Origin of the sequence: Psychrobacillus sp. BM2 (genome assembly GCF_048572895.1) — a bacterium.
GTDB lineage: Bacteria > Bacillota > Bacilli > Bacillales_A > Planococcaceae > Psychrobacillus.
This window is the reverse complement of record NZ_CP183878.1, coordinates 548,474-571,765: the sequence shown is the minus strand read 5'-3', so window position 1 is coordinate 571,765 and position 23,292 is coordinate 548,474. Positions and strand designations below refer to the sequence as shown.

The following is a 23,292-nucleotide window of genomic DNA, read 5'->3' as shown; positions in this document are numbered from 1 at the left end:
CGCTCTCGTTCAGAAGGTGCTCTCTCGTTCAGAGGCGGATCGCTCTCGTATAGCTGAAGATCTCTCTCGTATAGAAAGGCATGTCAGTCATTAATAAAAAGCCCTGCAGAGATGACTCTCTACAGGACTTCAATTTAGCTAGTTATTAAAATGTTCCTAATAGGTGGTAAAGCATTTTAGAAGCTTGTGCGCGTGTTGCATTTTCTAGTGGTGCAAAAACTTGTTTGCCATTTACTTCTTTCCCACTGATGATGCCAAGCTCTGCTGCTAATGCTACATTTTCTTTTGCGTAGTCGCCGATAGAAGCTTCATCCGCAAATTTCACTTTTCCATTTGCTTCTTTTAATGCTGAATCATCGTTGTATTTGATGGCACGAACAATCATTGTAGCCATTTGTTGGCGTGTGATTTTTTCATTTGGATTGAATTTACCAGCACTGCCTACGATAATGCCTGCACGATTTGCCGCTTCGATTTCGTATACACTCCAAGTCATCTCTTCTGTCACATCAGAGAAAGTTCCTTGGTATTCTTCTTTTGGAAGGTTTAGTGAACGAGTTAACAATAAAGCAAATTGCGCTCTAGTAATTTGATCGTTCGGTGCGAAAGTATCTTCCGTTTTTCCATTAATAATTGTTTTAGAAGCAAGGGACTCAATATAGTCTATTGCCCATGATTTTTCTATATCTTTAAATGTTTTATTGTTTTCTACTACGACAAATTTCGAGAAGTGATTTGTTTTAAATGTCACTTTTCCATTTGCATATTTACTACCTACATACTCTAAAGCATTTGTTTTTTCATTCACATAGTACGCTGCCACTTTATCTGCATTTTTTACTGCGGATGCATTCACAGGAACTGAAACCTCAATAGGTTTTGAGAATGTAGATACTGTAGATGTTTTACCGTCTTTTTCTACTGTGATTTCGAAATCATATACAGATGATACAGTTGTTCCATTACCAGGAACTTTTGCATCTTTGTCTAGGTTGATTTTGAAGTTTGTTTTGCCGTTTCCATTTTTAGAGATTTCCTTTAATACTTCCGAAGGTACAGTCAAGCCTGTTTCTCCAGCTTTCATAACGAAAGACTTACCAGAATCAGCAATTGCCTTCAATGCTGTTGCAGAAACTTCTGCATTAACTTTTGGTTTGTCTGCTGTTGGTGCAGGGACTGTTACTTCAACCCTAGTAGTCTTCGTATCTTTCACTTGCTCGTCCACTTTTTTGTCATCCACTACTACATTTCCAGGAACTGCTGGTGTTGTCGTAGGTGGTGTCGGTGTTGACGGCGTTGATGGTGCAGAAGGAGTCGACGGTGTTGATGGAGTAGTTGGTGTACCTCCACCGTTTCCTGGTTCCTCTACTACAACATCAGACTTGTTAATAGTAATAGTTTCAGTTGTTTTATGTCCAACTAAATCTTCTACTTCAAATGTAAATTCGTTGTTGCCATTTACAAGGGCAAGGTCTACTTCAATTTCTTTACTAAAGCCATCCATTTTGTATGGTTCAGAAAGTGCTTGAGCAAATCTCTCGTCGCCATTTACATATAGACTAATTTCGTCAAAATTATCTGCTACAGTAACATTTACTTTTACAGTTTCGGATTTAGTATTTTTAGGATAATTATTTTTAACTTGTACACTTGGTACTTGTGTATCTACAAATATTTTACGTGTAATCTGCATTGAGTTATGGAACTCATCTTCCGTAGCTACAATTACATCTTTTACACCGTCATCCAATGTTAAAGTATACGTAAAGTTAATTCCGTCAAACTCCGCTTCTTCCCCATTAACTGTTACAGAAAGGATTTTTGAAGCATCGTCTACATGTCCAGATACTAATATTTCATTAGTATCAAAAGCATCAAAAAATTCAGGTGTGTCGATAAAGATTACCGGATTTTCTGTTTCTTCTTCACTTTCAAGATCGAAAGAATAATTCTTGAAGTTTCCAGCAGCATCCCAAACTTTTACCGTAATATTACTATCTTTATTTGTAATGGAATCTACTACTATTTCGCTATCTAATACAGATAGTTCATCTGTTACAATTTTTCCATTAACTAGAACTTGCCAATAATCAGCACCAGTTCCTCCTTCAGTGTCACTTAAATTAGCAATCGTTACTGTTTTAGTTTCCGGATCGAATTCTACATCAGCTGTTGGTGCTACTGTATCAACTTTCACTGGGAATTGAATTGATTGCCATTCTGCCCCTTCAAAGTCTATGACACCACTTAGTTGGATAATATAATCTCCATCAGCTGCAGCCTTGTTATTTATTTTTCCATCCCAACCATAACTAGTATTATAAGTGTATGGATTAGTAGAAATATAATGTTTCGTCAAATTTTTGGAAGTTTTAATAGTGCGAAGTTTATTTCGATCACTATCCAATACTTCAACTTTAAATTCTTTTGCATTACGGAATAGAGAAAATGCAGGAATTGCTTTATCACGCACTCCGTCACCGTTTGGAGAGAAGCCAAATCGAGAAGTATCAAAATTTCCACCACCATCAATAAACATACCTTGCTCATCTGCTAGTGCAGTATAACCCCAATAATACATTGGATCCCATGCAAAGTAATCAAAGATAGGTGCGTCATCCCATTCACCGTTAAAGCCAAAGAAAGGTACTGTAAGTGGAACGTTTCCTGTTGCATCTTCTTCAGTATCAGTAAGTGTTACAAAACCATCCACGAAAAATCCGTTCGTATAAACAGATTCAAATAGTTCAGCCATGAATGTAACATCTACTGAGATAGAAATATCAGTTGTGCCATTACCTGGTATAGTTACACTTTCTGGGGCTGTAATCTCTACCTCTTCCCCTTCTATCAAAACAAATTGACCGTCATTATTAGGATCGTTTACATATAAACCTCCTCCTGCAGGAGCAGGTGCATCCATTTGGACTTGTGTATTTACATTGTAGGTTTTCTCCTCATTAGAGAAGTTTTTAGCTTTTAATGTAAATGTGAATTTATTATCCTTAATTTCTTTCAGGGCAACTTTAGCTTCTCCAGTAGTTGTTTCGGTTACCACTACATCCGTCTCTAGCGCGTTAGCAAGTTGCATAAGTCCAGAACCTTGTCGTCTCGGAGAAACATACTCATTTGTTCCATCTCTATATTCAGCAAATACAACAGGTTTTGCCGTATTCATCAACAAGTTTTTAGCTAACTGAACGCGGTCACTGCCAGTCACTCCAAAATCACCGTCAACACGTTCTAAAATTAGTGCTGCTCCTCCTGAAACGTGGGGTGCTGCCATGGAAGTTCCGCTCATTAAACCGTATTTATCATTGTTTAATGTTGAGAAAATATTTCCTCCCGGAGCTGTAATTTCAGGTTTGAAATCTAAGTTTGGTGTTGGTCCCCAAGATGAAAAATCACTCATTAATCCAGCTGTCGGATTTGCTGTATTTGTAAACTGACCATCATATTGAACAGTAACAGATTTACCACCACTTAATGCAGCCTTAAGAGCATCGCCATCAGCTTTTAGTGAAAACATATATGGAATAGTTATTCCAGGATCAGAAGCCATATTAATAGTTCCCGCTGCATTGTTATAAATAATAACTCCAGCAGCCCCGGCAGCTTGTGCATTAATTCCTTTATCAACGAAACCAATATCACCACGCTTAATCAATGCAATTTTTCCTTTAAAGTCTTTTCCTGCAAAGTCTTCAGGTTTCCCTAAGCCAGCATCAATGACACCTACTTTTCCAGATAATTTCTTTAGTGGGTCTGCATTATTTGCTAATAGATAGAGAGCACGCCCAGCTTCTACCCCATCAATTTGGTAAGCATAGCTATATGCTGTCAATGTACTATTTTCAAAAGATGCCACACCTAAAGATTCCTTAGAAACACTCGGTGAACCCGTTAAACCATAATCTTGGTTTTCTGCGTATGGATAGAAATATCCATCACCAAATAAAGCTGAGTTACCTGCAGAGATTGATACAAGTACACCATTTTCTGTTGCTCTTTTTACTGCTTGTTGTTCTGGATTGTTTGCATCAACATATCCAGCTGTTGAGCCTAGTGACATATTGATAACATCAACACCTAATTTTAGAGAGTCATCAATTGCTTTCACATAAATATCACCATATGTCGAAGCAAAGCCCGGATCGTTACCGAAGACTTTTAATGCTAAAAGTTGAGCTTCAGGAGCAACCCCTTTTATACCTCCGTTTTCTTCGTCACCGTTTGCACCAACAGTACCAGCAACATGCATACCATGCATAGATGCATCTGGACCAATATCTAATATTTCATTATTTCCATCCATGTAGTTCCATCCAAACGGAACTTTAGATGTGAAATATTCTCCTTTTTTAATTGAACCATCTGCTAATAGTGCACTAACTTCTGACTTAGTAATCTCACCAGTGGAATCATTTGTTAATACCATATCTTTATGGCTCGGGTCAATTCCAGTATCAATGATACCAACAACCATACCTTCCCCAGTCTTCCCATAATCGTTCCAAGCTTCATGGGCTTGTACCAATTCTTTTGAATATTTCATTTCAGGTTTTTCAGTTGGACGTGCATATTCAGTAGATTCATAGACAGCTTTAACACCCGCAGTGTCTGCTATTTCATCGACATATTTCGCTTCTACTTCTGCTGAAAATCCATTGAATACCGTTGTGAAGTTTTCCAAGTATTCTATGGAAGGTGCAGTATCTGTGATAGAATCTTGTACATCTATTTGTTCATCTGTAACAGTTGCTTCTAAACTCTCACGTTCTGAAGGTTTTAACTGTTTATAAAGAACTCCTTTTTTCGTAGCTTTTTCAATCGTTGGAGCTTGCTCAAGTTCAACGATAATTCGTACTTTTTCATCCGGGTCTTCCGGATTTACTAATCTCTCTGGTAGATTCAGTTCAGGTTTTTGCAATTCTAACGAAGGTAAGTTTTTCTTACTCGCTATATTGGCACCAGAACCTGTCATACCGAATGCAGCAGGGCTAAACGACAACATAAATGCAGTTGTGATTAGCAAAGTTCTTTTCAATTTCAACAAATTATTTCCCCCTCTTAATTAATTACACTATTAAAAACAAAATAGTTTAAATAGTGAGTCAATATTGAATTTACCATATTTTGTGATTGTTGCAAACATTAATGTATCATTTAAAATATTACAAATATATTACGAATCTGGTAAGTTTATATTTTTAAGATTAAAAGTATGTAAATTTAATAGTGAATTGTGGCGGGTTTACGTTGAACTTTGAATTTATATTGAGAATCTAACAACATAAAAAAGTTGTTACAGATGCCAAGCATCCGTAACAACTTTTTGAATTTATTTCCAGATTGATTGTGCCCATTCTGGGTGATCGATGAATGGGTTGCGGTTTCCTTGCCATTTTTGGATGACGTTGTTGCGATTGCGTTCGAATTCATCGACTGGGTCTTGCTCGTTCCATTTTAGTAGGGTCGAAAGCTTTCCGTGGTAGGGTGCGCTTCCATTGCCTAGCTTTTCGTTTAGTTCTAAATCTACTTTATCGCCTTTTTCATAGCGTGTTGCCATGTAAAAAAGGATTCGTGCAACATCGCCTTTCACATTATTTGGTGGCTCAAACGAGTTAGAAGCTCGTTTACATTCGTTACAGTTGTTTATCGGACTGCCACCGTTATCAAAATCTAAGTTCCCTCTTGAGCTATTCACTTGTACATCTGTAGGTCTAAGATGGTGGATATCTGTTCCTGGTCCTTTAGTTGTGCCAAAGTTCCCATGGGATTTTGCCCATGTGTGTTCTCGGTTCCACTGTCCTACATTTCCACCATTGGCATTTTTAGAGCGTGATACACCTGAGTAAAACAATATGACATTGTTTTTATTGTTTGGGTCTTCATCTGTTTCACGTAATGCTTCCCATGCCTGGTCATAAGAAAGTTGAGTATTGTCGTCAATTATTTCATGTAGTGCAGCTTTTAACGCTAGACCTTCTTTTCCAATAGCATCTTTATAGTAGTCATCGGTAGGTGAGCTAGCGGAAGTAACAAGCACACTGAAGCTTGTCGTTACACTTTTTTCACCATCTGTAGCGGTAACTCCTACAATATGGCTTCCTTCATCAAGTGTTAGTTTTAATGTAGCGCCTTCTATCGTTCCTAATGTGGAAGTAAAAGTTAGAGCTTGGTTTTCTGGGTCTGCGAAATGATCTGTTAATAAGATCGAAATGGACTCTCCAGTTTTAACTGTTTGACTTGGAATACTTTTCTTTACTACTGGTGCTTGGTTTTCACCAGGTAAAGAAGGAACCACAATGGGTTCCCCTTTAGAATTTGTAAATTTAATATTTTTGCTATCTGCTCCATTAATAAATTCAAACTCTTGAATATTTTCAGCGCCTCTTATTTCTTTTACGTTCGTACCATCAATGATTACTTTTTTAACATTTGTACCTTTGAAATCCATATTTGCGCCAGCTTTTTCTGGTTTAATCGTTACAGTTTGTTCTGCAAAGCCGTCTCCATGGAATTCTGCATAATTACTCGTTAACATAATGCCTTCCGTAATTTCTGATTCATCGTCAAGTGTGATAGAAACGCTAGGCTTACCAATAGTAAGTTTCTTTGTTTGGAGATTTTTGATGTTGTATGTTTTTTCCGCTGTAATCGGTGTAACAACATCATCTGCTAATATATCAATTTGTACCATTACCGGATCGTGATCACTTGCACGTCCTGCCATATCTGTAAAGTCTGCATTGATATGAAGAATGTCGATTTTTGTTTTATTTTCTAAGTTTTTTGTAACTAAAATATGATCTAGTACTTGTGAGTTTCCTTGATATAGGTATGAGTATCGATCTGAGGTTTCCACTTTGTTAATCATATTTGTCATATGTTCACTTTCGTGAATTATAAGGGCATCGGCAAATTGATAGTCATTAAAGTCACCTAGTGATACAACATTCGCTGCTGGGTTTTTCGCCTTAATATCTACTACAAAGTCTGACACGATTTTTGCGATTTTTTTACGTTGGACTTCACTGTCGTATTTTGGCGGTTGAATAGATCCGAATAATGGTGTATCACCATTTTTTGAGTTCCAGTGATTTGCAATTACTACGACGCTTTCACCTTTAAAATCAAACTGTGCTGCTAAAGGTTTACGGCTGCTGTTAAATGCGCTATTTGTTGGATCGATACGACCTGGGTTAAACGTTAACTTGCCATTTTCGTAGCCAACTGCCGTTGTAGCAGAACCTGGTGTAGCACCTTCCGTTAACTTCACGCGGTCTGGATTGTATAGGAATCCAACACGAATATTTGCATTTGGTGCACCGCCGTCTTGATTGTTTACTGGGTCAATATTTACATACTTGTAGTTTGCTCCGCCAGCAGTTTTAATAGCTGCAATAAGTCTTGCATAGCTTTGATCTGCCTTTGAATCTCCGGTACTTTCTCCGTTATTGTCTTGTACTTCTGTGACACCAACAATATCAGGACTTTGCATATCTGTAGCAATTGCTCTTGCTAATTTACGTGCTTTATCATCCGTAGTAGATGTTTTGTTATTCGAGAAGTTTTCTAAGTTATAAGAAGCAATAGTTAACTTATCTTCTGCTTTCACAATTGTTGTTTTTTCTGGTGTTGCAGCTCCTTTTGTATGGGCAGCTTTCATTTCATCTAAAGAGACATAGATTTTAAAGTTTTGGAATGAATAGCCTACCACTCCAGTAATCGGTCCTTTAAATTTGTCGCCAGTTGCTACTTCGAAATCACGACCAGGTCCATTTGGTTCTAAACGGAATTGTACGCGATTTGGGTTTTGATTGTCCTTTTCATATAAAACTCCACCATGAAGAGAGTTCGTTGGAGCGTTTTCCAAAACAGTAATTAAGTCGCCATGCTCTTGAGGCGCTACTGCTTTCACATTTCCAACTTGCACGCGCATTCCTTCGATGCTTTCCCAGAAATCGATTGCGTCTACTGTCGGATTGAAAACTGTAAGATTGTCGCTATCAATTTTAGCTAGTGACATTTTCGTTTCATCGATTAAGATTGGAGCTGGTAAAGCTACGCCACTTTTAATGACTTCCACTTTTCCACCTTGGTCATTTCGAACATTGATTTGTGTAGTTTTCAAATCTGTTGTTTGACGATCATCATATCCATCGTATGCAAATTCACTTACTTTTCCAGTTACCGATACTAAATCTCCTACTTTAATCGGCCATGTTTTTGTTCCACTGTAAAGTACGATGGCTTCAGAAGTATTAGGATTCGTGTCAGCTAATGCATCCGGTGTTTGGATATGATAGTAGGTTGCACCATTTAATAAGAATGAGTAGGTTACAACTCCTTGAATCCCTTCGACTGTTTTATTGTCAAAAGAAGTGAAGTGCCCTGCTCCTTGGATATCATGAATTTGAAGACTATCTGTAATTGTATATTCGAATGATTTTACTTCACTAAAAGTGCCATCTTGTGTTTTTACGACTGCTTTAAGCGTTGAATTCTTTGTGATATTAATTGGAGATACATATTTTACACCAAATCCAATTGGATCTTTTCCATCCACAGTATATAAAATCTCTGCATTTGCCGTAGTTGTGGATAATGTCACTGTTGTGCTTCCAACAAAAGTTCCACTTCCCGGGCTTGCTATTACAGGTTGTATAATAGAACTGTCTGCCACAATATCTGAAACAGAGCGTGGGATAATTTGATAATCCGCATCAAACTGTTGAACAATACCAGTAATAGATTCGTACGTATTACCAACGATTAAGCCTAATGAGTTGTTTTCATCACGAACGATGAAATCTGTCGTTCCATCTGTTGCTGTATAGTTTCCTGCATTCACTGCAGTTAATGTAATTTGTTTTGCTTGAACAAGTTGGGATTCATTGTTTTCATTTACCTCTGCTCCAGTTACAACCTTAGGACTTGGAGCTCCTACATTTTCCGTCTTCGCAACTATTGTGGCACCGTCTAATTGAAGAAGTCCTTTGAAATCTGCTAATTTACCTGTAAGTGTTACCTCATCCCCTACAGTTGCAGCTAAGCTTGCAGGACGTATTGCAATACCGCCTGTCGCATCTTGAACTGAAATTGTATTTTTCAAGTTTGCTGCTACAATCCCTTTAACAGTCACCGTTTGACCAAGAGCTGTATTGCGTGCTTCTGCAATTGACACCGCTCCAGTTTCACTTAAAATAGTATACGTAAATTCAGCGATAGCGCTGTCAGTTAATCCTTCTTTTACAGCGATTGCTTTTATCGTCATATCTTTATCGATAACGATTGGATTTACAAAAACGGTACTAGCAGTAGTTGGAGCTGCTCCATTCGTAGTGTAGTAGATGGTTGCTCCTTCCGTACTCGAAGATAGGGTTATTTCTGTACCAGCTGTAACAGTTGAAGGTGGCGTTGAAACTTTGACCGCACCGACTTGTGTTTCTCCAGGATCAGGGTTGCCAATGTCCATTGTGTGGGTGCCTAGATTAGAAGAATCATCTTTTGGTAGTGTCGTCCATTCTGCTGCTGGATCGAAAGCATCGCTCGTAATTGAATCTCCAGATTGAATATTACTTTTACGTACTAAAGTAACATCTGATCCCCAGACAACTTTTGACCCGATCTGCCCAATAGAATCAATAACTGTGCCAGATTTCTTCAGAACAACTGGGTCATCTCCATTAAAATTAACTACGGTACTATTCGCAAGATTTCCCTTGCTTTTTATATCAGCATTCGCAGCACTATTATAAAGTACATACGTCTTTCCATTTTCCAATGTGCCCGACAAATTTAACTTTGCAGTAGATGCAGTTGCTCCATTTGCATAAAGCTCAAGAGAGTAGTCACTCAAATTTATTACAGCACCTGTTCCATTGTAAAGTTCAAGTGCTTTGTTACTAGAGCTACCTTCAATATACTCCGAAATAATTAAGTCAGATGCATTCGTAGCGGCTATAGCCTTTGATGGCAGCACTGGAATTACTAGACCAGCTACTAAACTTGCAGATAAGAAAGCATTTATGGGTCTTTTCCAATTCCTTTTACTCATCTATACAGTTCTCCTTTTATATAGGGATTTCTAGTAAAGTTATTATGATGATTTACCAAGCTTTCTAATTTCTATTCGAAAGCTTGGTAAATTGCATTAAAGAATGGTGTCTCCATCTACCATAATTCCATCAAGATCTAGAGTTTCTCCGTTTAGCCCTGAAAGGTCCAAGTTACCTTTAACCGTAATATTAGAAAGTGTCATATTATTAGAAGAAACTCCTGTAATGATTAAGTTTCCTTTAATAATGGCATTTCCAAGGAAGGCCACATTTGTAACTGAAACGGTCACGTCGCCATTGTAGACTTTTGGTGCATTAGGTGTACCTGAGAAATCTTTCGCAGGAATATCTCCACCTGGGTATTCATTATCTGGCTTTTCATCTTTCACGTCGACAATGCGTCCTTCTACTTTTGGATCCACGTTGACTAGACTTACAAGATGCTCACGTAAATTTTCCCAATCGGATAGACCTAGATCTGTTACTCTACCATCTGCGTAGGCTTTTGCTAACACCGTATAGCCGTCTCCACCTTTAGCGGTGAATGCATTGGTTGCAACTGTGTATTTCTTGTCATTTTGAATTTCCGTGTAAGTTCCATCTGCATTTTTATAAGCAATGGATACGACGCGTTGTCCAACAGGTTTGGATGAATCATATTTTACTCTTGCACCTGATACATGAAGGAATCCTCCATTTTCACGCGGAAGTTCTTTGAAACTAATTTCAAATGTTTCTTTGATTTCTGCACCGGTTAGATCGATCGTTGCTAATGTATTTCCGAATGGAAGCACTGCGATTACTTCACCTACTGTAATCGGACCTTGGTTGATCGCTTCACGGATGCCACCGCCGTTTTGGAAAGCCATGACAACATCTTTGTTGTATTCTTTTGCTTTATTAAGCATGCCGTCCGTTATCAAATTGCCAAGTGGAGTTTCGTTTTTGCGTACACTTGGATTTGTAAGAACATCACCCATACGAGGGTTTTCCAATGCATTAACAGCAGTTGCGCCAGTAGGTTCCGTTTTAATCGCTTCAATTTTACTTGAATATTTCTTTAATATTTCTGCAGCTTCAGGATTCTCTGCCTTATCTGCAACTTTTATTAACTTTCCTGCATGTCCTACAATAACCCCGTTTTTATCGAAAGTGACATCCAATGTTCCAAGGAAATCAGCATACTGGTAAGCTTGCACAATAATTGTAGGCTGAGCATTTTTGCTAACTAAAACTGGCTTGTCTAGTTGGGTATGACTATGTCCACCGACAATAATATCAATACCTTCGACTGCTTTAGCTAGTTCCATATCATTGTCCACTGCTGGATTGTCGTCGTAGCCAATATGTGTGATGGCAACAATCTTGTTAATGCCCATTTTCTCAAACTCAGCAACCATCTTTTTCGCATCTTCAATATAGTTAGAGAAGGTGATATTTCCTGGACTCGAAATGTCTTTTGTTTCAGCAGTTGTTAAACCGAAGATCCCAATTTTCTCCCCATTTACTTCCTTTACTATTCCTGAATAAATATTGGCATTCTCAGGTTTTTCTTCAATTTTCGTATTAAACAAGCCTGTAAATAGGCTGTCTTTTGAAAAATCAACGTTTGCAGATACAAACGGGAAGTTTGCTGCTTTGATGAAATCTGCTAATGCTTTGTGACCTTGTGGTGATGAACCAAGATCAAACTCATGATTCCCAAACGTCATTGCATCGACTTTCATTAAATTCATAAATTCTAAGTCGGCTAATCCTTTAAATTCATTAAAATAGAGAGTTCCTGAGAAAACATCCCCAGCGTCTAATAATAATGAGTTCGGTTTAGTAGCACGTACTTCATTCACCGCTGTCACACGTTTTGCAGCATTATCTAAGTGGGCATGTGTGTCGTTGAAATGCATAAGTGAGAGTTCAAAATTCGCATTACTTTTAGGTATAACTGAAATAGCTTGCTCGACTGATTGGTTACTTAATGTATGGGTAATGGTCACACTTGAGTCTGCTGTTGTGAGTATGGAGCCATGTTCTTTGCTTACTGTAATCCCTTTTGCGGCAAAGTCTTCATATCCAACGTTTTCTGTTGATTCATCAGATTTGGTTAAGGTGATTACTAATCCGGTTAAGTCCAGCGTGTCGCCTTCTTGATACGTTGTTTTGGTTGGTGGAGAGCTTATTGCTGCCCCTGTCACTGTTACAGTTGCTGCTTCTACAGTAATAGGTTGTTCGACTGATTGGTTACTTAGTGTGTGGGTAAAAGTTACACTTGAGTCTGCTGTTGTGAGCATGGAGCCATGCTCTTTGCTTGCTGTAATACCTTTTTTGGCAAAGTCTTCATACCCAACGTTTTCTGTTGATTCATCAGATTTGGTTAAGGTGATTACTAAACCGGTTAAGTCCAGCGTGTCGCCTTCTTGATACGTTGTTTTGGTTGGTGGTGTGCTTATTGTTGCACCTGTCACCCACACAGTTGCTGCTTCTACAGTAATAGGTTGTTCGACTGATTGATTACTTAGTGTGTGGGTAAAAGTTACACTTGAGTCTGCTGTTGTGAGCATGGAGCCATGCTCTTTGCTTGCTGTAATACCTTTTTTGGCAAAGTCTTCATACCCAACATCTTCGGTTGATTCATCGGATTTGGTTAAGGTGATTACTAAACCGGTTAAGTCCAGCATGTCTCCTTCTTGATACGTTGTTTTTGTTGGTGGAGAGCTTATTGCTGCCCCTGTCACATCAAGGATTGGAGTTTCGTCATCTTTTTCTAATACGGTTAATTCATAAGTGGTTACACTACTATCCTTTCCTCCATTTAAAACGGCATAAGCTTTTAATGTCACTTTTCCTTTTCCTAGTACGGGAATACTTACTTTACCGTCTTTTACTTCTACGGCATTCGAAGCGGGTGTTGGATTACTACCATCTAGCGTATAGTAGACTTTATTTCCCTTTGTAACAGTTAACTCAATGATATCTCCGGATGTAACCGTAGTTTTTCCCGAATATATCGGGGTAGATGCGGTTTCTGTTACTGGATTTTGACCAGGGCTCTCTGAACCATTTCCAGGACTCGTGTAACCTCCGCCAGAGGATGGTGGTGTTACTGGTTTGGCATCTGGGTTCGCTACACCATTAATCTTTGCGATATTTGCCTTTACTTTGTCATAGTTTGGAATGATATCTTTTGCTTTTGCTCCAGCTGGTAAAAGAAGGTCGCCGATTTTAGCATTTGTGCCGAGCGTGACTTGTGCGGTTTTGGAATGGACTTTTAGTTTTTCAACCTTGGCGTCGACTGTGACTGAGGTAGTTCCTTGCTTTATTTGGAGTGATGCTAATGTTATGTTTTTGATCGTGATGAAATTGCCGTTAGTGGAAAGTTCACCATTAAACTTATCGCCATTTCCATCCAATACGAGGTAGTTATTAGCATTTCCGCTTGTTTGCATTTCAATGTCGCTAATGCTTTCGATTTCTTTGTCTTTCACTGTGTATTTTATATGTGAACCTTTCAATACTGCTAAATTGGATTCACTTAAGATGTTCGCGAAGCTTTTAGAGATAGCGTACGTTCCATCTGAAACTGTTAGTTCATTATTAGCTATATTTTGTATGATGATTGCTTCTTGTTTTTTGGTAGTTTCTGTTCGGTAAATGAAGGATGCGGCTTGTCCACGTGTGACATATGCATTTGGTTCATACTTGCTAGCTGTCTTACCAGTTGTGATTTTATTGGCAAATAAAGTCTGAATATAATTCGCATGCCATTCATTGTTTTTCACATCATCAAATGGTAAATTACTATACTTCTCTTCTTCAAACTTAAAACCTTTTACTAGCATCTTAGCCATTTGAGCACGTGTTAAGTTGCCATCAGGGTTGAATGTATTATTTTCATAGCCTTTTAAAACGCCAGCCTCGACAAGTGCAGCAATCGCTCCATAGTTTGGATGGCTTGAACTCACATCTTTGAATCCAGGGTTTTTTACGTTTTTTGTATCTAATCCTAAAGCAAGCGCCATTATTTTGGCCGCATGTGCTCTACTAATATTTTCAGAAGGTCTGAACGTGCCATCTTCATAACCAGAAATTATTCCTCTAGCTGTTAAATTCTTCACAGCTTCATAGAAATGCTGAGATGCTTGTACATCGGAGAAGGATTTTTCTTTCGCATCCGCTGCTAATGCATTTGGTGGTGACAATGTTACAAGTGATCCAGTTGCTAAAGCCATTGCCAGCGCTGCCTTATACGTCCGTTGTCTTAGCTTTCTTCTTTCTTTCATAAAACTAGCCTCCTATTAATCTATAGTCGCATTGAGGGACTGCCAAATTTCCTATACCTTTCAACATATGTTAGGTATTAGAGAAAGATTCCAAAATACTTGAAAGATAGATTATTCGTTTCTACTTCTAGGAGTGTTTGAGAATTTGCATGAATCTGTCCCTGTGTAAGAAACAATTCTGAATTATTTCTTACACAGGGACGAAAAAAAAAGAATCGATTAGATCGATTCTTTTTTTTAGTGCAGTGCTCGGTTGATAAACGACGTGAATTGCTGTCTGGTTACGGTATTATTTGGGCGATACGTATTATCTATCGTGAAACCAGTGGTGATTCCTCGGGCATATAGTGTTGTAATCTCTTTATGGTATGGATTGGTTGGACTTATGTCTTTAAAGTTATGTTCAGTACTGCCTTGCAGCTTAAATCCATTTACGATTGCTTTTGCCATAACATCGCGTTTCATCGGTTGGAAGGCATTAATCTTACCATTCTGTGGTTCAATGATGCCATATCGGACGCCGGTGGCAAGGGCTGCGTAGCCATAATCTCCTTTTTTCATATCGGAGACGTTCATTGTAGCTGATGCGGATGCATTAATTCCTAATGATCGTAAAATCATTTCCGTTGCTTGTACACGTGAGAGTGTTCCAGTTGGATAGAATTTACCTTTGGATCCTTTAATAACTCCTAGTTTATAAAGAGATAACATATCTTGGTAGGCTGCATTTGACTTACTTACATCTGGAAAGAAGGGTACCTCTCCGATGCCGGCATTGTTGGAAGAGGATACTTTTTTAAATGTCTTCGTTGATGCTACGACCGGAATCTGCTCGGCAATACTAGTGCGATCCTTTCTACCTTCTGTGAATATTGCTCTAATCGTATACGTTCCATTAGCTAGTTTTTTAGGTAGAGAAAGTTGAAACTTTTCATTGTGTATTCGATAACTAGTTTTGTCTGGAGATAGTCCCGGTATATACATTTTTTTGCTGGTAGTGATTATTTTTTCATTCGAATCTAACACTTCTATATGGACTGTACCCCGTGCTGGAACATTGCCTTTATTTTCGGCAGAAACGGTACTGTACACAACAAAATCATTCGCTCTTTGATACGCTGAGATATTACTTTGCGTGAGGGAGACATTATAATTTCGTTTCAATTCGGTTGTATGTGGTTCGGAAACCCAGTTTAGGGAATGCTTTAAGAATACTTGTCCATCCTTGTCCCCGGTTGTCTTATCCCAGTTTTGTAATTTTCCAGCTGTTATGTGATCATACATTTTAAATCCGATATATACCATTCTACCTTTGCCATATTCTACTGCATAAGCTGCTCCTGTCGAACCTTTTTGAATAGTATTTGGTTTATCGGTTGCTGAGTAACTTGTATATGTTAGTAGTGGTGAAATTGCTTTGTTCCACGGTTCGATTACTTCAATCCAATCCCCGGTTGGTCTAGTGTTAGTAAAAGATAGACTCGTTTTACCAAGTTCTTTATATGTGTTCGTTAAAACTGGATGTTTGTTTGACGTATTTTTAACAGTAAAATTGGTTAACTGTACGTCATCTATAAAACGAGAAGCAAAAACTTCGGTCAGGTTATCCCACTCCCATATCCACGTCAATGTGTCGTAGATAAGAGGCGTTCGGTCATTTTTTTGGACGGTATCCATATGAGCGGACTCATTACGGGCAGTCCCGAAGGCGAAGATAGCTCCTCCACCATCCTGAATATATAATTTCACATTTTCACGCTCGGCTACATTCATCATGACCGTATACGGGAATACTATTGCATCATATTTATGTAACTCACTTAAACTCTTTAACTCTGTTTCAGTAATTTTAGAAACCTGGAATCCCTGTGATTGGTACAGCTGATAGAGTTTATCTGCCTTATCACTAACGAGACTCCATTTTTTCATCTTTGTATATGTTTGGCTTGGTCCGTGATACAGAATTCCTATCTTCGGCTGATCCGTTTCTGCTGAAGCTTCCTTTGTAGCTGTCATCCATCCGATTGAAAGGATAAGTATGAATGCAATGATGTATTTCATCGTAAAACCTCTTTCTTTTTAAAGTTGTTCGTCTTTCTTCTATTATACATTGCACCTGGTGAAAGGTGGCAGTTCTCTCGTATGAGCGGTGTGCTCTCTCGTATGAGCGCTGATCTCTCTCGTTCAGGAGATGCTCTCTCATATAGAAGCAGAACGCTCTCTTATAGAGGTGGATCGCTCTCGTATGAGCGGTGAACTCTCTCGTTCGGGAGGTGCCTCTCTCATATAGAAGCAGATTTCTCTCGTATAGAGGAGAATCGCTCTCGTATGAGCGGTGAACTCTCTCATTCGGGGGATGCTCTCTCGTATAGAAGCAGATCGCTCTCGTATGAGCGGTGGGCTCTCTCATTCGGGAGATGCTCTCTCGTATTGGGAGTTGGTGCTCTCGTATGAGCGGCGATCTCTCTCGTTTGGGTGATGCTCTCTCATATAGAAGCAGATCGCTCTCGTATGAGCGGTGACCTCTCTCGTTCGGGGGATGCTCTCTCATATAGAAGCAGATTTCTCTCGTATAGAGGAGAATCGCTCTCGTATGAGCGGTGATCTCTCTCGTTTGGGAGATGCTTCTCTCATATAGAAGCAGATCTCTCTCGTTGGGGTGGCTCCCTCTCGTATATTGACGGGTACTTTTATAAAACTTTCAATAGTGAACTGTCCCTGTGTAGAGAACTATTCAGAATAGTTCCCTACACAGGGACGATATTCGGTTGTTTTCCATTCGATATGTCCATTTCCCTACTCGATTACTCCTCGGAAGTTAGCTATGCTATAATTTGAAGGGATTAATATGATTAAAAGGAGTACATGTATGCCAGAGCAAATTTTAGAGAAATTCAAGCAGTGGCTTCGCCCGGAGTGGAAGTCTGCATTTATGGCCAGTATTGTTATTGGCTTTTTGATTCATTTGTACGCATTTGTCAATTATTTACCTAATCATGATGGACTTATTAATATTCATAATACGCAGTTGAAGTTTAAACTAGGGCGTTTTTTTCTCGGTCCTTTTAGTGGAATAAGTTCCAATTTTGACTTACCGTTTGTTATCGGTGCGTTGTCTATTCTTTATTTGGCGATAACTGTCGTATTGATAGTAGAGATTTTAAAGCTTCGGAAAACCCTGTCTATTTGGTTAACAGCTGGTTTGGTCGTAAGTTTTCCAACTATTGCTTCGACATTTTCTTATATGTTCACTGCTGATGGGTATATGATGGGCTTTTTACTTGCTGCCCTTGCAATTTTAGTGACACAGAAGTTTAGATTTGGCTTTATAGCGGGAGCTTTCATCTTCTATTTATCGGTTGGAATTTATCAGGCCAATCTCCCACTTGCACTTACTTTAATCGCGTTAGTATGGTTAAAGGATTTGTTATATAGCAATAAAAAGATAAAGGTAATTATTTATAAATGGATTAGCTACATACTCACGATTGGTGTTGGAATGATACTTTATGCCATTACATTTAAAATCTATCAAACCTACTTTGCAGGGGAGATTTCTGATTATCAGGGGTTGAATGAAATTGGGGCTGGATCCTTGAGCTTGTTATCGGCTTTTGTTGCTATAAAGGATTCCATGGTGGCCTTTTTCTTTGGCGGCTTCCGGGCAGATACAGCAATGACTTTTATGGATGTATTGAATGTCTTTTTAGTAGTTGTAACTATTGCCGGCTTTATATGGGCATTACGTAAACTGCCACTTGTACATATTATACTTGCTGTCGGCATTTTCGTTATGATGCCAGTGCTTTCTTATTGTATGTATTTCGTATCACCTGGTGTGGAATATCACATGCTGATGGTGATGGGACTTTTTAGTTTTTATGTGCTCCCGATTTTATTTTACGACCAGATGGTTAGTGAAAAGAAATTTGGACAAGGTGTTGCTTGGTCTACTGTTATCGTACTTGGATTGACCGTGTTTAACTTTGGACTAATCGCAAATATATCGTATTTTAATACGACATTGAAGTATGAAAAGTCCATTTCCTATGCTAACCGAGTACTGGACCGTATAGAACAAACTCCTGGTTATGAAAACGCTACGAAGCTTGCGATATTTGGAACATATTATTTGAAATCTGAATTGGGCTCTTCAACGATACCTGATAGACTTCCATCTATGACGGGTGTTATTGGAGAAACGATGCTAGCACAGCCTTATCATTATCAGTATTTGTTTGCCAATGAGTTTGGAGAATCTTTCCACTTAGCGAGTCCAGAGGAAAAACAGACTATTCAGGAGAGCGAATGGTTCGAAGGCATGCCTACTTGGCCACATCCCGATTCTGTTCGAGTCGAGGATGATATTATAGTGATAAAGTTAAATAAATAAATAAAGGACGTGGATACAATCGGTACTATAAAAAAAGCAATTATTCCAGCGGCAGGTCTTGGCACACGATTCCTACCTGCCACAAAAGCTATGCCGAAAGAAATGCTTCCAATCGTGGATAAGCCAACCATTCAATATATAGTTGAAGAAGCAATCGCATCAGGAATTGAAGATATAATTATCGTAACAGGCAAGCATAAACGCGCCATCGAAGATCACTTTGATAACGCTTATGAGCTAGAAGCAAACTTATTGGAGCATGAAAAATTTGACCTGCTCAATAAAGTACAGGCTCCTTCTACTGTCGATATCCATTATATTCGTCAAAAAGAACCGCTTGGGCTAGGACATGCCATCTGGTGTGCACGAAAGTTTATCGGGGATGAGCCGTTCGCCGTTCTACTGGGAGATGATATTGTTTCCAGTGAAGTGCCTTGTCTCGCTCAGCTGATCAACCGTTTTGATGAAGTACAAAGTAGTGTTATCGGTGTACAAAAAGTGCCTTTAGAGGATGTTCATCGATACGGTATTATAGACCCGATCAATGCGGATGACCGTTTAATGAAGGTTCGTCAATTTGTAGAGAAGCCTAAACAGGCAGATGCACCTTCCCAATTTGGGATTGTCGGCAGATATATTTTAACGCCAGCCATTTTCTCTCTACTAGAAGATCAAAAAATCGGTGCTGGTGGTGAAATCCAATTGACGGATGCGATAGAGCGATTAAATAGAAGTGAACCAGTATATGCCTATAACTTTGAAGGTAAACGCTTTGATATCGGTGAACAGCTTGGGTTCATAGATACGACAATTGCTTTTGCTTTAGAAAGGCCGGATTTACGTCAAGGTGTGGAAGATATATTGAAGAAATATATGAAATCACTAGTGTCTCATTAATTAGTTCGCATCAACAGTGAACATTATGAAATTGGTTCAGTTATATAAAATATGTTATTATCAAGAGTGTTGATTTTAAAACTAGTATTTGTAATGAAAGGAGCTTTTCGTTGAATACTCATATTGGAGATTCGACTGTTTTAATCATCGTTCCTGCTTTTAATGAAGAGGAAGCGATTGAAAGTACAATTTTAAAACTACAGAAATTAAGAACGACCCATAGCTCGGTGGATATATGTGTTATAAATGATGGGTCTAGAGATCGAACTGCCGAAATTGTGAGATCGCATCCGGACATCATTTTGATAGATCTTGCAAATAATCTAGGTATCGGTGGTGCAGTTCAAACGGGTTATAGATACGCGCATGAATTTGGCTATGACGTTGCTGTTCAATTCGATGCGGATGGACAACATAACGAAGAGGATTTGGCGGCAATTGTACGTCCGGTTCTCGCAGGAGAATGTGATATGTGTATCGGGTCCCGTTTCGTGGAAAAGACTGCATATGAAGGAAGTATAGCGCGACGCTTTGGTATTTATTACTTTCAATACCTCATCTTTTTGTTAACGGGTCAAAAATTCACAGATGCAACTTCTGGGTACCGTGCGATGAACAAGAAAGTTATTGCCTTATTTGCTTATGATTATCCGCGTGATTATCCGGAACCTGAAGTAATTATTTATTTACGGCGAAAAAAAATGAAGATTATTGAAAAAACGGTTAATATGCATGCACGTCAAGGAGGAGTGTCTTCTATTACACCATTTAAATCACTTTATTATATGGTTAAAGTGACGCTTTCAATTATTATGCAGAAATTGATAAAGGAGAACTAATATGAATATTAGCTTGCTTTCATTTTTAATCGTTCTCTTCTTGTTTTTTTTCATCATCGAGTCGGTTCGAAGAGGAATTCTGGAGACAAAGTATTCCCTCTTATGGATTGTCACGTGTTTTGCAATGGGTTTTCTAACACTTAATGTGAATTTTATCAATAAGCTAAGCGGCTATATTGGTATCTATTATGCACCTTCCCTGTTATTTCTATTTGGCTTATTGTTTTCAATTCTTCTAATTTTTGATTTGACCAGAAGGGTATCTAAACTAAACAAAGAGTTAACGACGCTAACACAGGAACAGGCGATATTGAAAAAAAAATTAGAAGAGAAGGAATAAGACATGGTTTATCTATTGTTATTAATTAATGTTTCTCTCCTCGTAAGTGGGCAAATCTTATGGAAAATGGCTGTAACAGGAATTGAACAATGGAGCATTTCAACCATAATCGGAGTCATCTTATCTCCACTATTCATCGGTGGAGCTACGCTGTATGTTATTGCGACGGGTATCTGGCTTGTTATCTTAAGTAAGTTACCTCTTAGCGTTGCGTATCCAAGTCAGAGTATCGGTTATGTTTTCGGTGCAGTCCTTGCGCTGTTCATTTTTCGTGAAACCATTTCACCAACTCAATGGTGTGGAATGGCTGTTATCATATTTGGAGTATATCTTGTAGCTAAATAGTTTAGAGGTGATCGATTCACATGAAATTCATTAAAAATCATATAGTTTTTATTAGTTTATTAGTTATATATCTGATTGTAAATCTCTTTTTCTTAATAATGCACCCTGGAACATTATTTAACCAACCGGAGCGATTTGGAGAAGCGATTTCGACTTACGGTTCAAGAGACGCCTCACTCTATGCAAAAATGGCATGGCAGCTCATTACTGATGGAGTTTATGGCTATAATATTGAAGGCTCCAACGCCTATGTTACATACGGTCATCCGCTATATCTAACAGTATTATTTAAAATAGCAGACATTCTCAATACGAATCATATTATGGTCTTTCGATTGTCAAATATGCTGTTGAATCTTGGCATTGTCATCCTAATTTATGCCATTTCGATGCGTTTATTCAAACATAAATGGGTAGCGATCCTTGCTAGTATTTTCTACATGACACATATCGGTCCTCTGCATTACTTCAGAACTGCACTTACGGAAATTCCGGCAATCTTTTTATTCCTTCTGTCGATTTGGCTGTTCTTATTTGCTTTAGCGAAAGACAAATACCGCTATCATATCTTATTTGGTATCGTTGCATCACTTCTATTAATGTTCCGTGCAACGCCAGCACCCATGTTGTTGTTCGCTTGGTTCATCGTTATTGGTCATAAAGGATTTAAAGAAGCTGTGAAAATTGGTTTCCTTTGGGTGATTGGACCCGTTGTCGTCATGGTGCCTTGGGTCATCCGAAATCTAATCATGTTCGGGGAACCTTATTTGTTTTCTTCCCATTCAGGCGGTCCACTTCTAGGTGGAGCAAATCCATTTTACTTAATCCCTCAAGCGGATCTCGTGCAGCAATCCATAGCTGCAGGATTAAATGATTCTGAATATGGAAAACAACGAATTATGGAAGGATTCGAAACAGACTTTCCACTTTGGTTCAGCTGGTTTACTATAGGTAAAACTTTATGGTTATTTTTCGATAACTTAGGAAATCCTGATGGACTAGGACCTTACTCCGACGTGTTTACGGACTTCTGGCTCGCCTTTTTCAAGTATCAAAATATGTTCGTCGTAACGATTGCTTTCCTATCTGCAATTTTATTAAGAAAACATAAACCACTTGTATATATAAGCACTTTACTTTTAATATATATATTCTTCTCAAATATTTTCTTAACCATTCCAAGATATGGACTGCTCGTCTTTCCAATTATATCGATTGTTGCCGCATATGGGCTCGTTACATTTGGGACGTTCGTAAAAAATAAAGTTAAAAGTAACAGAGTTTAGTCTTATTATATTAACTATACATGAGCGTCCCCTGAAAAAAACAGGTGGGCGCTTTTTGGATTCTTTCTGGTGTTAGTTTTGGGATGTTATGTGGTAGTTAGCAATGCTTGTGTGTTTACCGTTGAATATTTAGGTCGGTAGAAAAAGAGGTCGGTGCAATTAGTTCGGTACTTGCGTTCATCCGGCCGATACTTGCTCTCGCTGGAGTGGTACTTGCGGTTTGACGATGTTTACTTGTGATTCTGGCTGGTTTACTTGCGCTTGAGGGGGATTTACTTGCGGAACGGGATTTTTTTACATTTCTACAGGTTCAGTGGAAAAGGAATTCGATATAATAAGCAATTAGTTCGGTACTTGCGTTCACCTGGCGGATACTTGCTCTCGCTGGAGTGGTACTTGCGGTTTGACGATGTTTACTTGCGGTATTAGTTGGTTTACTTGCGCTTGAGGGGGATTTACTTGCGGAACGGGATTTTATTCCATTTTTAAAGGAACGGTGGAATAGGAATTCGAATAATAAGCAATTAGTTCGGTACTTGCGTTCAGCTGGGGGATACTTGCTCTCGTTGGAGTGGTACTTGCGGTTTGACGATGTTTATTTGCGGAACTGGTTGGCTTACTTGCGCTCGATGGCGATTTACTTGCGGAACGGGATTTTATTCCATTTTTAAAGGAACGGTGGAATAGGAGTTCGATATAATAAGCAATTAGTCCGGTACTTGCGTTCACCAGGCCGATACTTGCTCTCGCTGGAGTGGTACTTGCGGTTTGACGATGTTTACTTGCGGTATTAGTTGGTTTACTTGCGCTTGAGGGGGATTTACTTGCGGAACGGGATTTTTTTCCATTTT

General features: G+C 38.7%; 10 protein-coding genes. 6 read left to right on the top strand and 4 right to left on the bottom strand.

Annotation, left to right across the window (positions count from 1 at the left end; translation table 11 throughout):
• Nucleotides 1-145 precede the first annotated feature (145 nt).
• From ACN6MX_RS02520 to ACN6MX_RS02505, 4 genes are all read right to left on the bottom strand, one after another.
• Entirely contained in the window at nt 146-5,056 is a 4,911-nt protein-coding gene (locus tag ACN6MX_RS02520) for a S8 family serine peptidase (RefSeq protein WP_419961111.1), read from the bottom strand.
• 285 nt (nt 5,057-5,341) lie between these two features.
• Nucleotides 5,342-10,063: an endonuclease gene (locus tag ACN6MX_RS02515; RefSeq protein WP_419961110.1), complete on the bottom strand. Its 4,722-nt coding sequence runs from the start codon at nt 10,061-10,063 to the stop codon at nt 5,342-5,344.
• Nucleotides 10,064-10,159: 96 nt separating this feature from the next.
• The gene (locus ACN6MX_RS02510) at nt 10,160-14,341 is read right to left on the bottom strand and encodes an S-layer homology domain-containing protein (RefSeq protein ID WP_419961109.1); all 4,182 of its coding nucleotides are present in this window, start codon (nt 14,339-14,341) and stop codon (nt 10,160-10,162) included.
• Between the two features lie 237 nt (nt 14,342-14,578).
• On the bottom strand, nt 14,579-16,402 hold the full coding sequence (locus tag ACN6MX_RS02505) for an S-layer homology domain-containing protein (protein ID WP_419961108.1): 1,824 nt from the start codon (nt 16,400-16,402) through the stop codon (nt 14,579-14,581).
• Nucleotides 16,403-17,210: 808 nt separating this feature from the next.
• On the opposite strand from ACN6MX_RS02505, the gene ACN6MX_RS02500 reads away from it, so the two are divergent.
• The 6 genes from ACN6MX_RS02500 (at nt 17,211) to ACN6MX_RS02475 (ending at nt 22,441) form a co-directional block, all read left to right on the top strand.
• Nucleotides 17,211-18,734, top strand: coding sequence for a glucosyltransferase domain-containing protein (locus ACN6MX_RS02500; protein ID WP_419961107.1), 1,524 nt, complete (start codon nt 17,211-17,213; stop codon nt 18,732-18,734).
• Between the two features lie 18 nt (nt 18,735-18,752).
• Nucleotides 18,753-19,631 (top strand): UTP--glucose-1-phosphate uridylyltransferase GalU, encoded by an 879-nt coding sequence (gene galU / locus ACN6MX_RS02495; protein WP_419962539.1) that lies wholly within the window; start codon nt 18,753-18,755, stop codon nt 19,629-19,631.
• 110 nt (nt 19,632-19,741) lie between these two features.
• On the top strand, nt 19,742-20,470 hold the full coding sequence (locus tag ACN6MX_RS02490) for a glycosyltransferase family 2 protein (RefSeq protein ID WP_419961106.1): 729 nt from the start codon (nt 19,742-19,744) through the stop codon (nt 20,468-20,470).
• Nucleotide 20,471: 1 nt separating this feature from the next.
• Nucleotides 20,472-20,810: a DUF2304 domain-containing protein gene (locus ACN6MX_RS02485; RefSeq protein ID WP_419961105.1), complete on the top strand. Its 339-nt coding sequence runs from the start codon at nt 20,472-20,474 to the stop codon at nt 20,808-20,810.
• Between the two features lie 3 nt (nt 20,811-20,813).
• Nucleotides 20,814-21,155 carry an EamA family transporter gene (locus tag ACN6MX_RS02480; protein WP_419961104.1) on the top strand — a complete coding sequence of 114 codons (342 nt, stop codon included), beginning with the start codon at nt 20,814-20,816 and terminating at the stop codon, nt 21,153-21,155.
• A 20-nt stretch (nt 21,156-21,175) separates the two neighbouring features.
• Nucleotides 21,176-22,441 carry an ArnT family glycosyltransferase gene (locus tag ACN6MX_RS02475; RefSeq protein ID WP_419961103.1) on the top strand — a complete coding sequence of 422 codons (1,266 nt, stop codon included), beginning with the start codon at nt 21,176-21,178 and terminating at the stop codon, nt 22,439-22,441.
• Nucleotides 22,442-23,292 lie beyond the last annotated feature (851 nt).